The 15222-nt window shown below is 50.7% G+C and carries 12 protein-coding genes; 8 read left to right on the top strand and 4 right to left on the bottom strand.

Annotated elements, in window-relative coordinates:
- Window positions 1-199: 199 nt before the first annotated feature.
- The 5 genes from bglX (at window position 200) to FH968_RS05555 (ending at window position 6395) form a co-directional block, all read left to right on the top strand.
- Complete coding sequence (gene bglX / locus FH968_RS05535; protein WP_139878149.1) at window positions 200-2497, top strand: beta-glucosidase BglX; 2298 nt, start codon at window positions 200-202, stop codon at window positions 2495-2497.
- A gap of 144 nt (window positions 2498-2641) precedes the next feature.
- Complete coding sequence (locus FH968_RS05540) at window positions 2642-3553, top strand: ABC transporter substrate-binding protein (RefSeq protein WP_139878150.1); 912 nt, start codon at window positions 2642-2644, stop codon at window positions 3551-3553.
- A 13-nt stretch (window positions 3554-3566) separates the two neighbouring features.
- Window positions 3567-4724, top strand: coding sequence for an ABC transporter permease (locus FH968_RS05545; RefSeq protein ID WP_139878151.1), 1158 nt, complete (start codon window positions 3567-3569; stop codon window positions 4722-4724).
- On the top strand, window positions 4721-5680 hold the full coding sequence (locus FH968_RS05550) for an ABC transporter ATP-binding protein (protein WP_139878152.1): 960 nt from the start codon (window positions 4721-4723) through the stop codon (window positions 5678-5680). The genes FH968_RS05545 and FH968_RS05550 overlap by 4 nt, the downstream gene beginning before the upstream one ends.
- Window positions 5664-6395 carry an ABC transporter permease gene (locus FH968_RS05555; protein WP_139878153.1) on the top strand — a complete coding sequence of 244 codons (732 nt, stop codon included), beginning with the start codon at window positions 5664-5666 and terminating at the stop codon, window positions 6393-6395. The genes FH968_RS05550 and FH968_RS05555 overlap by 17 nt, the downstream gene beginning before the upstream one ends.
- Here FH968_RS05555 and FH968_RS23835 read toward each other — a convergent pair.
- The 3 genes from FH968_RS23835 to FH968_RS05565 form a co-directional block, all read right to left on the bottom strand.
- On the bottom strand, window positions 6376-6483 hold the full coding sequence (locus FH968_RS23835) for a hypothetical protein (protein ID WP_223271289.1): 108 nt from the start codon (window positions 6481-6483) through the stop codon (window positions 6376-6378). The genes FH968_RS05555 and FH968_RS23835 overlap by 20 nt on opposite strands.
- A gap of 69 nt (window positions 6484-6552) precedes the next feature.
- Complete coding sequence (locus FH968_RS05560; protein ID WP_139878154.1) at window positions 6553-7308, bottom strand: MerR family transcriptional regulator; 756 nt, start codon at window positions 7306-7308, stop codon at window positions 6553-6555.
- An 83-nt stretch (window positions 7309-7391) separates the two neighbouring features.
- Window positions 7392-8513: a cupin domain-containing protein gene (locus FH968_RS05565; protein WP_139878155.1), complete on the bottom strand. Its 1122-nt coding sequence runs from the start codon at window positions 8511-8513 to the stop codon at window positions 7392-7394.
- Window positions 8514-8679: 166 nt separating this feature from the next.
- Between FH968_RS05565 and dinG the strand changes: the two genes are divergently transcribed.
- Window positions 8680-10845, top strand: a complete 2166-nt coding sequence (gene dinG, locus FH968_RS05570; RefSeq protein ID WP_139878345.1) for an ATP-dependent DNA helicase DinG — start codon at window positions 8680-8682, stop codon at window positions 10843-10845.
- A 14-nt stretch (window positions 10846-10859) separates the two neighbouring features.
- Window positions 10860-11828, top strand: a complete 969-nt coding sequence (gene ybiB, locus FH968_RS05575) for a DNA-binding protein YbiB (protein WP_139878156.1) — start codon at window positions 10860-10862, stop codon at window positions 11826-11828.
- 38 nt (window positions 11829-11866) lie between these two features.
- On the opposite strand, the gene adeD is transcribed toward ybiB, so the two are convergent.
- The gene (gene adeD / locus FH968_RS05580; RefSeq protein WP_139878157.1) at window positions 11867-13633 is read right to left on the bottom strand and encodes an adenine deaminase; all 1767 of its coding nucleotides are present in this window, start codon (window positions 13631-13633) and stop codon (window positions 11867-11869) included.
- Window positions 13634-13833: 200 nt separating this feature from the next.
- Between adeD and FH968_RS05585 the strand changes: the two genes are divergently transcribed.
- Window positions 13834-15168: an NCS2 family permease gene (locus FH968_RS05585; protein ID WP_139878158.1), complete on the top strand. Its 1335-nt coding sequence runs from the start codon at window positions 13834-13836 to the stop codon at window positions 15166-15168.
- The last annotated feature ends 54 nt before the right edge of the window (window positions 15169-15222 follow it).

Genomic DNA, 15222 nt, shown 5'->3' on the forward strand with positions numbered 1-15222 from the left:
TCCACTCCTTGTGGCATGACAAAATATAAACTCGCTCTCAAGCATAGTTCGCAAAACTATAATCATTACTCTGAAATGGTCTAAAAATCAGCATTTAACCTCAGAGCTACTCTTCTTACTGCTTTAACCTTGTGGCACACTGCACGTCTTATCACTTCGTGCGGCCCTTAGTGGCGGCCTGAGCAAAAGAGTAATGTCGATGAAATGGCTCTGTTCTGTAAGTATCGCAGTTAGTCTTGCGTTGCAACCCGCGCTGGCTAACGAAATGTTCGGCCCGCACCCATTAACGCCAGAGGCGCGTGATGCATTCGTCACTGATTTACTGAAAAAAATGACCACCGATGAAAAAATCGGCCAGTTACGGTTGATCAGCGTCGGGCCGGATAACCCGAAAGAAGCCATTCGCGAGATGATAAAAGACGGGCAAGTCGGGGCTATCTTCAATACTGTTACCCGCCACGATATCCGTACCATGCAAGACCAGGTGATGGAACTTAACCGCCTGAAAATCCCATTATTCTTTGCTTATGATGTGGTTCACGGCCAACGCACTGTGTTCCCAATCAGCCTTGGTTTAGCCTCGTCCTTTAATCTGGATGCTGTGAAAACGGTTGGCCGCATTTCTGCCTATGAAGCTGCAGACGATGGCCTGAACATGACGTGGGCACCAATGGTTGATGTGTCACGCGATCCGCGCTGGGGCCGTGTCTCTGAAGGTTTTGGTGAAGATACATATCTGACCTCAATTATGGGGCGCACTATGGTTGAAGCGATGCAGGGCAAAAGCCCGGCAGACCGCTACTCGGTGATGACCAGTGTGAAACACTTTGCCGCCTATGGTGCAGTGGAAGGGGGCAAGGAATACAACACGGTAGATATGAGTACCCAGCGTTTGTTCAACGACTATATGCCGCCATATAAAGCCGCTCTGGATGCTGGCAGCGGTGGCGTGATGGTAGCGCTGAACTCCCTCAACGGAACCCCGGCGTCTTCTGATAGCTGGCTGCTGAAAGATTTGCTGCGCGATGAGTGGAAATTTAAAGGCATCACCATTTCTGACCACGGTGCCATCAAAGAGCTGATTAAACACGGTGTGGCGAGCGATCCGAAAGATGCGGTGCGTGTCGCACTGAACTCCGGTATCAACATGAGTATGAGCGATGAGTACTACAGCAAATACTTGCCAGAGTTGGTGAAAAGCGGTGCCGTACCTATGGCTGAACTTGATGACGCCACACGTCATGTTCTGAACGTGAAATACGATATGGGGCTATTTAATGACCCGTATAGCCACTTAGGGCCGAAAGAATCCGACCCGGAAGATACCAACGCTGAAAGCCGTTTGCATCGCAATGACGCTCGCATCGTTGCGCGCGAAAGCATGGTGTTGCTGAAAAACCGTCTGCAAACATTGCCGCTGAAAAAATCCGGCACTATTGCGGTGGTTGGCCCACTGGCTGATAGCAAACGCGACATGATGGGAAGCTGGTCTGCCGCAGGGGTTGCCGACCAAACCATCACCGTGTTGCAGGGGATTAAAAATACCGTAGGTGATAGCGCGAAAATCGTGGTAGCGAAAGGCGCGAATGTCACCGACGAGAAAGACATTGTGGCTTTCCTGAACCAGTACGAACCAGCCGTTCAGGTTGATACTCGTTCTGCTCAAGCGATGATCGACGAAGCGGTAAATACGGCGAAATCTGCTGATGTTGTTGTGGCTGTGGTGGGTGAAGCGCAGGGTATGGCGCATGAAGCCTCCAGCCGTACCGATATTGTTCTGCCGCAAAGCCAACGTGACTTAATTGCCGCACTGAAAGCCACTGGCAAACCATTGGTATTGGTGTTGATGAACGGTCGCCCACTGGCGCTGGTCAAAGAAAATCAACAAGCAGATGCGCTGCTGGAAGCCTGGTATAGCGGTACCGAAGGTGGCAACGCCGTTGCTGATATCTTGTTTGGTGACTACAACCCATCAGGCAAATTACCGATGTCCTTCCCGCGTTCTGTCGGGCAGATCCCAACGTACTACAGCCACTTAAACACTGGCCGTCCGTACAATCCGGAAAAACCAAACAAATATACTTCTCGCTACTTTGATGAAGCCAACGGTCCGCTGTTCCCGTTCGGTTACGGCCTGAGCTACACCACGTTCACCGTCTCTGACGTGAAAATGTCTGCGCCGACAATGAAGGCTGATGGCAAAGTCGAAGCGTCGGTTGAGGTGACAAACACCGGTGACCGTGCAGGCGAAACCGTTGTGCAGATGTATTTGCATGATGTTACTGCATCGATGAGCCGCCCGGTTAAAGAGCTGAAAGGCTTTAAGAAAGTAATGCTCAAACCTGGTGAAACACAGACCGTGAGCTTCCCGATTGACGTTGAAGCACTCAAGTTCTGGAACGCGCAGATGAAGCACGTTGCAGAGCCTGGTAAGTTCGATGTGTTTATCGGACTTGATTCAGCCCGCGTGAAACATGGCGAGTTTGAACTTAAGTAATTTTCTTGTCACTCTGCCAAGAAAAGAGCCGGTTTATCGGCTCTTTTCTTATTCTGACCGCTTCGTTCCAACAACCTTTCAAATCTCGACTAAACTTTTGCGACTCCATGATTTTTAAGCAAAGAAAAACAGCGAGGAAGCACGATGAACTTATCAGCGCGTTGGAGCATGGCGGGATTAGTGTTGTTGGCAGCAGGAGCACAGGCCGCGGAACCGGTAAAAGTCGGGTCTAAAATTGATACCGAAGGATCCCTGCTAGGCAATATCATTTTGCAGGTGCTGGACAGCCACGGTGTCAAAACAGTCAATAAAGTGCAGTTAGGCACCACTCCGGTGGTGCGTGGGGCGATAACCGCAGGTGAGCTGGATATTTACCCGGAATACACTGGCAACGGGGCATTTTTCTTCAAAGATGAAAACGATGCTGCATGGAAAAATGCGCAACTTGGCTATGAGAAAGTTAAAAAACTCGATGCCGAAAAAAATCACCTGGTGTGGTTAACGCCCGCTCCGGCGAACAACACCTGGACTATTGCAGTACGAAAAGATCTGGCCGAAAAAAACAAACTTGCCTCGCTTGATGACCTTAGCGCTTATCTGAAAAAAGGTGGTGAATTCAAACTGGCTGCCTCTGCTGAATTTATCGAACGCTCCGATGCGCTGCCTGCCTTTGAAAAAGCCTATGGTTTTAAACTCGAACAACCGCAATTGTTGTCGCTGGCCGGTGGTGATACTGCTGTGACCATTAAAGCCGCCGCTCAACAAACCTCGGGTGTGAACGCCGCAATGGCTTACGGCACCGATGGTCCAGTCGCGGCACTTGGCTTGCAAACATTGAGCGATCCAAAAGGCGTACAACCGATTTACGCTCCAACGCCTGTCGTTCGTGAAAGCGTGCTGAAAGCCTATCCAGAAATGGGTGACTGGTTGAAACCGGTGTTTGCGTCTCTTGATGAAAAAACGCTGCAACAGCTTAATGCGAGTATTGCGGTGGAAGGGCTGGACGCTAAAAAAGTAGCTGCAGATTATTTGAAACAGAAAGGTTTTGTGAAGTAACGAGGATGTGTGTTTGCTCATAATTCATAATCGCGTCCTGCTACTACTGGTGATATTGCTGGTGGTAGCGGGCGCTGCATTACCGTTTATCAACTTTGCACCCAACCGCCTGGTTTCCGGAGAGTCTTTTGCGCTTAGCTATCTCCCCGCGTATGCCTGGCTGATTCTCTCCCTTCCGGTTCTCATTCTGGCAAGTCTCATCTTTGTGCCTTGCAGGCCGCTTGCGTTGTTACTTACGCTACTGGTGGGTGAGTTGCTCTTTATCATCATTCTGGTGGTGATGGGGCATACCGCATCGCAATTTGCCCAACAGGGCAGCACGCTTGCGCGTACTTCACCCGGTAGCGGATTGTGGCTATCGCTAACGCTGTGTTTGCTACTGTGCGCTGATGCAATCAACAGGCTGACACCCAAAGTGCTGCGGCGTCTACTGCTGAATTTACAGATTTGGATTGTGCCGCTAGCGCTGTTGTGGAGCGGCTATTTTGCCGATCTGTCGCTGTTAAAAGAGTACGCCAATCGCCAGGATGTTTTTGACGATGCACTGACTCGGCACCTGGCTTTACTGCTCGGTACTTTGTTGCCCGCCTTGTTGATTGGCGTGCCGCTGGGCGTGTTTTGCTATACACGACAAGCCTGGCAATCTTCAGTGTTTTCAGTACTCAATGTGATACAGACCGTACCTTCCGTGGCGCTGTTTGGCCTGCTGATTGCGCCTTTGGCAGGACTGGTAAAATTAGTACCGTGGTTAGGTTCTGTTGGCGTGAGCGGAATTGGCGTGGCGCCGGCGTTAATCGCGCTGGTGCTGTACGCGCTTTTACCCTTGGTGCGTGGCGTAGTTGCAGGCTTGCAGCATGTTCCGCGCAACATCATTGAATGTGCCGAAGGGATGGGTATGTCGCGCTGGCAGATCTTCTGGCAGGCCGAGGTACCGCTAGCACTACCGGTTTTATTGCGTAGTCTGCGAGTAGTCTGTGTTCAAACAATAGGTATGACGGTTATCGCAGCGCTGATTGGTGCCGGTGGTTTCGGGGCGATTATCTTCCAGGGATTGCTCAGTAGTGCGCTGGATTTAGTGTTGCTTGGCGTGATCCCGGTTATCGCTCTGGCGGTTATTCTGGATGCGTTTTTTAAACTGTTTATCTCATTACTTGAGGAAAAACAGCCATGATCGAATTTGAAAATGTCAGCAAGTACTTCCAGGGCGAGGCGGCAGTCAGCGATTTGTCTCTGAACATTAAGGAAGGGGAATTTACGGTGCTGATTGGGACTTCTGGCTCTGGGAAATCCACCACACTGAAAATGATTAACCGTCTTGTGGAACACGACACAGGACGCATTCGTTTTGCCGGGGAAGAAATCCGCAACTTTGACGCTAAAACGCTGCGCCGCAGAATGGGATATGCAATTCAGTCCATCGGCTTGTTTCCTCACTGGAGCGTGGCGCAAAACATTGCCACTGTGCCACAACTGCTGAAATGGCCGAAAGCACGAATCACTGCGCGTATTGATGAATTGCTGGATTTACTTGGCCTTGAAGCAGCGCAATTTCGTGACCGCTATCCCCATCAACTTTCTGGTGGGCAGCAGCAACGTGTCGGCGTGGCACGCGCGCTGGCGGCTGACCCGGAAGTCTTATTAATGGATGAGCCGTTTGGCGCGTTGGATCCGGTCACGCGCGGGGCGCTCCAGCAAGAAATTATCCGTATTCATCAACTGTTAGGGCGCACCATCGTGCTGGTGACTCACGATATTGACGAGGCGCTGACGCTTGCCGACAGAATTGTGCTGATGGATAACGGGCAGGTGATTCAGCAAGGGACGCCGCTGGAATTATTAACCCGTCCTGCGACGGATTTTGTACGTGATTTCTTTGGTCGCAGCGAACTGGGCGTGCGGCTGTTGTCACAACGCCTGGTTGCCGACCGTGTGCGAACAGATGAGCGGTTAGATGGCGAGGCGATTAGCGAAGCTATTACATTGCGCGAGGCATTATCGCTGTTTGTTTACCGCCAGTGCCAGCAGTTGCCGGTGGTTAATCGGCAAGGTGAGCCCTGCGGCGTATTACATTTTAGCGATTTAGTTCGCGGTGAAGAGCTGCGAGGTGAAGATGCGTCTGCTTCGTGACCCTTTGCTGTGGCTGATTGCGTTGTTTGTCGCGTTACTGGTCGTTCTGCCATACAGCAGCGCGCTATTTAGCTGGTTGTTTCCGGAACTGGAAAGACCGTTGTATCAGCAAGACAGTTTTATGGCGCTGGCGATAAAACATTTCATGCTGGTGGGGATTTCTAGCGTAGTGGCAATCGTGGTGGGCGTTGGGCTGGGAGTCGCCGTGACGCGCCCGGCGGGGTTCGAGTTCCGCTCGCTGGTTGAAACGATTACCGCCGCAGGGCAGACATTTCCTCCTGTAGCAGTGCTGGCGATTGCTGTGCCAGTGATGGGATTTGGCGAGAAACCCGCGATTATTGCGCTGGTGCTATATGGTTTGCTACCGATTTTACAGGGAACACTGGCTGGAATGGGGACAGTGCCGGAAGCGACGAAAGAGATTGCGGTGGGGGCTGGGATGAGCCGCTGGCAGATGCTGCGTAAAGTGGAGTTACCGCTGGCAGCGCCCGTGATTCTGGCGGGGATCCGCACCTCGGTGATTATTAACATCGGGACCGCGGCAATTGCTTCAACCGTGGGTGCCAGCACATTGGGCTCGCCAATAATCATCGGGCTGAGCGGCTTTAACACCGCCTATGTCATTCAGGGCGCATTGTTAGTCGCGCTGGCCGCCATTGTTGTCGACCGCCTGTTTGAACGTCTGCTACGTTACATCACGCGCCATGAAGGATAACGATATAACCTACCAGCATCACGCCGCCAATCCCGCCGATAGCCATTACCAGCATACCGCTTACTAAGGCAATTTTAGTCAGTTTCATATTCGCTCCATAAATTACAGGGGCGATTATAAGATGAAGCGGGGTTGTTAATGAACTATTAAGTTTACTTTACGCGTGAGTGGATGAATGGCCGTTACTCATCAGGGGGAAAATTTGCATCCCGGAGCAACGCCATAACTCGAGTTGGTCGAGCTGGTTGGTGGTCGGTGAATCACCACACCACACTAATAATGTTTGTTGAGCGAATAATTCTGGGCGCAATTGATGCAGTGGATGTGCCAGCACGTCTACGCGCCAACCTTGTTGAATTGCCATCCACGCTACCATCCACAACCGCGTAGTATCCGGCGTGTCCCAGCCTACTAGTAAGGCGTCTTTACCACTGCGTTTACGTGCCGAGGCGAGACAAAGCGCGATGTAACCAATCAGTGCACCATCTAAAAGGCTCAGTAGTGTATTGAGAGTCACTTGTTGGCATTGCAGACGGCGGCGTAGAGGGCTGTAAAGCTGGTGAACGAGGATTTCAGCAGGATAATCACGGCCAATATCAGCAATCCAGGCGCGTAAGCGATGGGGGCTACCGCTTTGCAAATGGTGAAGTAATAGCTCCTGGCGTTCACGCCAACCGCTTTCTACATCCTGAAGCTCACCGCTCAATAAGGCTTTCACCTTACTGACCTGAACGCCGTTTTCAATCCAGTGTTTGATTTCGCGGATACGATCGATATCGGCATCGTCAAATAAGCGGTGACCGCCATCGGTACGCTGCGGCTTTAATAACCCGTAACGCCGTTGCCAGGCACGCAACGTTACGGGGTTGATATCACAAAGCAAAGCCACTTCACCAATCGTATAAAGCGCCATGTTATCCCCACAGTCGACCCGGGAAGCCCCCGTATAACTGTAGTCAGTGGTATGGACTCTGTGTAATTATTAGCAACAAATGCTTAATCTTCGAAGTACCAGTAGCCTTGATTCACAAGCTCAGTCAGAACATTCACAAATTCCGGGTTCTGCAACGCATCACCCAGTTCTGTCTGGCTCAACGTGGTGTAACGGCACAGTGCATCAGCTGCCGCAGGAACGGGTGCTTCCATCGGTTCGCTATTCACGAAAAACTCACCGTCAACGTTCAGTACGCGCAGACCACTCAAGCGAGTCAGGCTTTCACCACCGAGTAACGCATCGACGATTTCATCTTGCTGGTATGGCGGTTCGGCTGGCGCAACGTCCAGTTCGTGGCGAGGCGTGGTGACGAAACGGCCAAACCAGTGTTTGAAATCTTCCGGCTGATTGATAACGTCCATCATCATGTCACGCAGGCGATTAAGCTCGTAGCCTTCAACTTTGCCCGGATGCTCGCGGCAGGTTAAATCAGGATCGCTGTAATGCTCGCCACCTAAATCGTTTTCCAGCGCGTAGTCAGCAAAGCTGCTGATCAAATCACGGCCATTTGGCCCACGGAAACCAACGGAATAGTTGAGGGCCGTTTCATGAGTGAAGCCATCATGCGGGAAACCTGGCGGAATATAGAGAATGTCGCCCGGTTCAAGGTCTTCATCAATGATTGGCGTGAAGGGATCAACGTGCAGCAATGCAGGATGCGGGCAGAACTGACGCATTGGCAGTTTGTCACCCACGCGCCAGCGACGGCTGCCCATTCCCTGAATGATAAACACATCATATTGATCGATATGCGGGCCGACACCACCACCAGGTACGGAGAAAGAGATCATCAAATCGTCTAAACGCCAGTCAGGTAACACGCGGAAAGGACGTACCAATTCAGCAGACGGTGCATGCCAGTGGTTAACGGCCTGTGCCAGCAGTGACCAGTTGGTTTCACCCAGATCGTCAAAATGTTCAAAAGGCCCGTTGGCCGCCTGCCATTGACCGTTGATATGGCTGACCAGTCGGCTATCCACTTCTGCTTCCATAGCAAGACCGGCTAATTCATCCGGGGTAATCGGATCGACAAAATCAGGGAACGCATTTTTTAACACGACTGGCTTTTTCTGCCAGTATTTCGCCATAAACTCAGGCCAGTCTAAATTGAGTTGATAATCCATTTTTGATACCAGTGGAGGATAAACAGGCTCGATTATAGAGAAGGTTCGCTATCCGCCGCCTTGTCATGAGTCAAGGCAACCGGTGAGACTGGCGCAGAAAAAACAATACAGCCCCGCCGCAAAAAGTGGGACAATAGTGGCTGTTTATACAGTAAAAGTGGTTTCCATGGCCTTGTCCTCCGCGCAAAAAGCGCAAATCGCCGCCTGGTATAAGGCGTTACAGCAACAGATCCCGGACTTTATTCCGCGTCCACCGCAACGGCAAATGATTGCCGAAGTGGCGAAAACGCTCGCGGGTGAGGAAGGTCGTCATCTGGCGATTGAGGCTCCAACTGGCGTGGGTAAAACACTTTCTTACCTGATTCCCGGCATCGCTATTGCGCGAGGCGAGCAAAAAACACTGGTGGTCAGCACAGCCAACGTTGCTCTTCAGGATCAAATATTTAGCAAAGATTTGCCGCTGCTACGCAAAATTATCCCCGACCTGAAATTCACAGCAGCCTTTGGCCGTGGGCGCTATGTCTGTCCGCGCAATCTTGCTGCTTTGGCAACGGATAATCTGGCGCAGGGCGATCTGCTGGCTTTTCTGGAAGATGAACTTGCTCCTGCCAGCAAAGACGAGCAACAGCGCTGTGTAAAACTGAAAACGGACCTTGATGCTTACAAATGGGACGGCCTACGCGATCATACTTCGCAAAACATTGAAGATGATCTGTGGCGCCGCCTGAGTACTGACAAAGCCAGCTGCCTTGGGCGTAATTGCCATTGGTATCGCGAATGCCCGTTCTTTGTGGCGCGCCGTGAAATTGACGATGCCGAAGTCGTGGTCGCGAATCACGCGCTAGTGATGGCCGCCATGGAAAGTGACGCGGTTCTGCCTGAAGCGAAAAACCTGCTGCTGATTTTAGACGAAGGCCACCATTTGCCGGATGTCGCACGCGATGCGCTGGAAATGAGTGCCGAAGTCACGCCTGGCTACAGCCGTTTGCAGTTCGATTTATTCACCAAACTGGTGGAAACCTGCATGGCGCAGTTCCGCCCGAAAAGCCCACCACCGTTGACGTCGCCCGAACGCTTGACCAATCATTGCGATGAGATCCATGAACTGCTGAGCTCGTTTAGCGGCATCGTGTCGTTGTGGTTGCCTGGTGAACAAGAAGCTGAGCATCGCTTTGAAATGGGTGTTTTGCCTGAAGAAATCATGGTGATTTGCAAACGGCTGGCGAAACTAATGGAAGGGTTGCGCGGCCTTGCAGAAGCCTTGCTTAACGACCTGGGCGAAAAAACCGGTACGCACGATATTGTGCGTTTGCATCGCTCGTTATTACACATGAACCGCGCATTGGGCTACTTCGAAACGCAGAGCAAACTGTGGCGGCTTTCGGCGATGGAACAGGCATCGGGTGCGCCGGTTTCAAAATGGGTGACACGTGATATCCGCGAAGGGCAGCAACATTTGTACTTCCATTGCGTAGGGATCCGCGTCAGCGATCAACTCGAAAAGCTGGTCTGGCGCAACGTACCGCATGTGATAATCACTTCCGCGACGTTGCGATCGCTCAACAAGTTCGATCGTTTGCAAGAGATGAGCGGCCTGAGCGAAAAAGCGGGTGATCGTTTTATCGCCCTGGATTCGCCGTTTAATCATGTCGAGCAAGGCAAATTGGTGATCCCGCAGTTGACGGTAGAGCCGACGATGGCAAACGAAGCCCAGCATTTGGCTGAAATGGCAGCGTTTTTCCGCGCTGAGCTCGCAAAAGGTGAGCATAAAGGCATGCTGGTGTTATTTGCCAGCAACCGCGCGATGCAAGTGTTCCTGACGCATGTCACCGATCTGCGGCTGACATTATTAGTACAAGGCGATATGCCACGTTACCGGCTGGTGGAGTTGCACCGCAAACGCGTAGAACAAGGTGAAACCAGCGTGCTGGTTGGTTTGCAGTCCTTTGCGGAGGGCCTGGATTTAAAGGGCGACTTACTCAGCCAGGTGCATATCCATAAAATAGCCTTCCCGCCTATCGACAGCCCGGTCGTGCTCACTGAAGGTGAATGGTTAAAAACCCTGAAACGCTATCCTTTTGAAGTACAGAGTTTACCGAGCGCTTCATTTAATCTTATTCAACAAGTTGGACGTTTAATTCGTAGTCACGGCTGTTATGGTGAGGTGGTGATTTACGACCGCCGCCTGTTGACCAAAAATTATGGTCCGCGTTTATTGGGTGCATTGCCGGTGTTTCCGATAAGTCAGCCCGAAGCACCAGCGGCTAAACTGATTGATACCACCCCGAAAAAGACGGTGCGGCGCAAACGTGTAAGCAAGAACAAGAAATAGAAAGGAGAGTCTGAGTGGATTACCGTAAGATCATTAAAGAAGTCGGGCGCGGTAAGAACCATGCACGCGATCTGGATTTTGACACCGCTCGTGGCTTATATGCCCACATGCTCAGAGGAGAAGTGCCGGAGCTTGAGCTGGGCGGCGTGCTGATTGCACTGCGTATCAAAGGCGAAGGTGAGGCAGAAATGCTCGGCTTCTATGACGCAATGAAGCACCACATCATTTCTCTAACGCCGCCGGTTAACAAGCCGATGCCCATCGTGATCCCTTCCTATAATGGCGCGCGCAAACAAGCAAACCTCACGCCATTGCTGGCGATGCTGCTTAACCGCCTGGGTTTCCCTGTGGTGGTGCATGGCGTAAGCCACGATCCTACGCGGGTGGTAAGCGAAACTATTTTTACGCTGATGGGCATTGAACCCACGCGACTCGCGGGGCAGGCACAAGCCAAACTGGAGTCGCACCATCCGGTCTACATCCCGATAAGCGCCCTCTGCCCACCGATGGAAGATCAACTCGCAATGCGTTGGCGTATGGGGGTGCGTAACAGTGCGCACACGCTTGCGAAACTGGCGACACCGTTTGAAGAAGATACGGCACTGCGTCTGGCAAGTGTTTCTCATCCTGAATATGTTCCAAAAGTGGCGAAGTTCTTTGCTGATATCGGTGGACGCGGCCTGCTGATGCACGGTACTGAAGGGGAAGTGTATGCCAATCCACAACGCTGCCCGCAGATTACGCTTATCGACAGCCATGGCGCGCGGATAGTCAGCGAACGTCAGACGCAAACCAGTGATGAAGACGTTGTGTTGCCATCCGGGAAAGACCCAGAAATTACCGCACGCTGGATTGAACGTTGTGTTGCAGGAGTCGAACCCATCCCACAATCATTAAAAACGCAAATGGCTTGCTGCCTGTTGGCGACAGGTGAAGAGCAAACCATGGAAGATGCGCTGGCGCGAGTGATGCAAAGCTACTGATTTTCAAGGCCCGTCCCGGCCGCGGGCCAGAAAACAAGCTACTCTTTTATCGCCAGTTCGGTGAAACAAAAGTGGTCGCCATCGAAAAGCCCCTGACTGGTAAGTTTCAGTGATGGGATTACCGGTAATGACAGAAATGCCATTTGAATAAACGGCTCATCTAAGGTTATTCCGCAGTCACGGCAAGCGGCTTTGAGTTCATCAATTTTCTGCGCCAGAACGTGAGCGGGTTGCTCACTCATCAAACCACAAATCGGCAAAGGCAGATGGCTGACAACCTTGCCGTTTGCCACTACACATAACCCGCCGCCATCTTTAATTACTTGGTTCACGGCCATGGCCATTTCGGCTGGATTGCGACCTATTACGACCAGATTATGGCTGTCGTGGCTGACGGTTGAAGCCAGTGCGCCGCTGCGTAAACCGAAGCCTGACAGCAGGCCAACGGCTGGCGGTGATTGATGTCCGTAGCGCTCCAGGACTGCCAGATAGCAGATATCCTTCTCGCCGAAACCTGCATCGGACCAGGTAAATTCCCGCGCATGAGTGATAAGTTCATTTGGGATAACCTCAATCACCCGGTAGCGAGTACCGGGAACTAAATTTAGCGTTAATTCATTGGTGGTTATCCTTTGGCGATGCACGGTATTGCCTATCGGGGGTAATGACTGGTGATGACGTTTAGCTTCCTGATCGTGGAGTTGCTCCGTGCAAACTGGTTTACCCTTAATAAACACTTGCTGAACGGTAACGTTACGCGCATCGCTCAGCAGAACGATGTCTGCTTGTTTTCCCGGAGCCAGTAAACCCAAGTGCTTCAGGCCGAAATGGCGGGCGGCTGACCAGCTGGCAACGCGGTACGCCAGGTATACAGGCACGTGGTGTTGGTTAATCAGGCGGCGGATTAGGGCGTCAATATGCCCTTCATGGGCGATCTCCCAAGGGTTGCGATCGTCGGTGCACAACATGCACTGTGGGCTATTCATCGCATTGATCAGTGGCGCAAGGGTATTCAGGTTTCGTGCGGCGGAACCTTCACGAATCATCAGCGCCATGCCGGCTATGAGTTTTTCACGCCCCTCTTCCAGAGTATGGGTTTCATGGCAGTTTTCTATTCCAGCGCAAAGATAGGCATTGAGCGCTTTGCCACGCAGGCCGGGTGAGTGACCATCAAGCGTCAGATGACGAAAGGCATCTATTTTATCGAGAATCGTATCATTTCCGGCAATCACGCCAGGATAATCCATCATCTCACCAAGCCCTGTGATTAAGGGGTGATCGCGCCATTTCAGCATCGCGTGTAGAGGAAACTCCGCGCCGTTGATGTCGCTTTCGGCAAGCGCTGGTACACAGGAACTGACTTGGATATATTGGTTTTGTTGCGCCTGTTCGGCACAACGCACGAACCACTCAATTCCTTTTTCCCCGAGAACATTGACGATTTCATGCGGGTCGCAAATCAGTGTGGTTAAGCCGCGCGGCAGGGTGGCTGTTTCAAAGGTTATCGGTGTCATCATGCTCGATTCAATATGCAGATGTGCGTCGATAAAACCTGGCACTGCAACGGTGTTATTCCCGTTGATGCGCTGAAGGGCTGGGGTGTGTTGGTATTCCGGGCCAATACCAACGATAGTTTTTCCTTTTATTACAATAGGTCCGGGGATTTCGCCACCATTTATTAAATCGAGAACCATAATATTATCAATAATATAATCCGCAGGTGCGCCATTACGGGCTGTGGCCAATATTTCCTGCAATTCCTTCCTGCTGACCTGATGATACTTTGCGTTAATTCCATTATTCATATTATTTTCTCATTTTGATTTTATTAAATTGATAAAATAATTATCGAAACTCCATAAAATATAAAATTTAGTCTAGCGGTACGCCCCGGTAAAAAATGTGATTAGCTTCACTGAATAAAATTAAGTGAATAGATTAGATTTAAGAGAGATATATGTTGCGACAGCTTTTAGTTAAGTCCCTTTCCTAGACGGATGAAAAAATGAATAATGAAACGAGTGAAATTAAACCCTCCGACTCTGGTGGCATTGCGAGCTTTTTTAAATTTGCTCAGCATGGCACCTGTATGCGTACTGAGATTATTGCTGGCCTAACGACCTTCTTAACGATGGTATACATTGTCTTTGTGAATCCGCAAATTCTCAGTGCGGCACATATGGACCCTAAGGTAGTGTTTGTTACGACCTGCTTGATCGCGGGTGTAGGGAGTATAGCGATGGGGGTTGTGGCCAATCTTCCCGTAGCGCTGGCTCCCGCTATGGGGCTGAATGCCTTTTTTGCTTTTGTTGTTGTGGGGGTTTTCGGGTTGACCTGGCAAGTAGGAATGGGGGCTATTTTTTGGGGGGCTGTCGGGCTATTTTTACTAACACTCTTTCGCATACGCTACTGGATGATCGCCAATATACCAATAAGTTTACGAGTTGGTATTACCAGTGGCATTGGTCTATTTATCGCCATTATGGGGCTGAAAAATGCCGGTATTATTATCGCCAATAAAGATACATTAGTCAGTATAGGTGATTTGAGTTCACATGGTGTATTAGTGGGTATACTTGGGTTTTTTATTATCGCGGTGTTGTCGTCACGTAATTTCCATGCGGCTGTACTAATTTCTATTATTATAACTTCCTGCTGCGGGTTATTCTTCGGTGATGTTCATTTTAGTGGTATTTATTCTATTCCGCCGAATATCACTAGTGTGCTGGGGCAGGTGGATTTGACAGGTGCGCTATCCTTGGATCTCGCAGGAGTTATTTTTTCTTTTATGTTAATTAACTTATTTGATTCATCTGGAACGCTCATTGGTGTTACCGATAAAGCGGGTTTGATTAAAAGTGATGGAACCTTTCCAGGGATGAGTAAAGCGCTGTATGTCGATAGCCTGAGTTCTGTCGTCGGTGCATATATTGGTACTTCTTCCGTTACGGCCTATATCGAAAGTACTTCAGGGGTAGCTGTTGGCGGGCGCACCGGATTAACGGCCGTGGTGGTGGGAGTAATGTTTTTATTGATAGTGTTCTTCTCCCCGCTGGCAGAAATGGTGCCGAGTTATGCAACAGCTGGTGCGCTTATTTTTGTTGGCGTGTTAATGACTGCGAGCCTTGCACGCATCGATTGGAATGATTTAACTGAATCGGTCCCGGCATTTATTACCACTGTCATGATGCCGTTTACCTTTTCTATAACGGAGGGCATTGCGCTGGGATTTATGGCGTACTGCATTATGAAGCTTTTCACCGGGCGGTTACGCGAGCTAAATATCTGCGTAGTGGCTGTAGCATTGTTGTTTGCGCTTAAAATTGCGTTTGTAGATTAAAAAAAAGCCCGCGGTAAAGAGCCGCGGGCAACAAGGGTAATAACAAAGTCAAGC

The organism is Buttiauxella sp. B2, assembly GCF_006376615.1.
Lineage (GTDB): Bacteria > Pseudomonadota > Gammaproteobacteria > Enterobacterales > Enterobacteriaceae > Buttiauxella.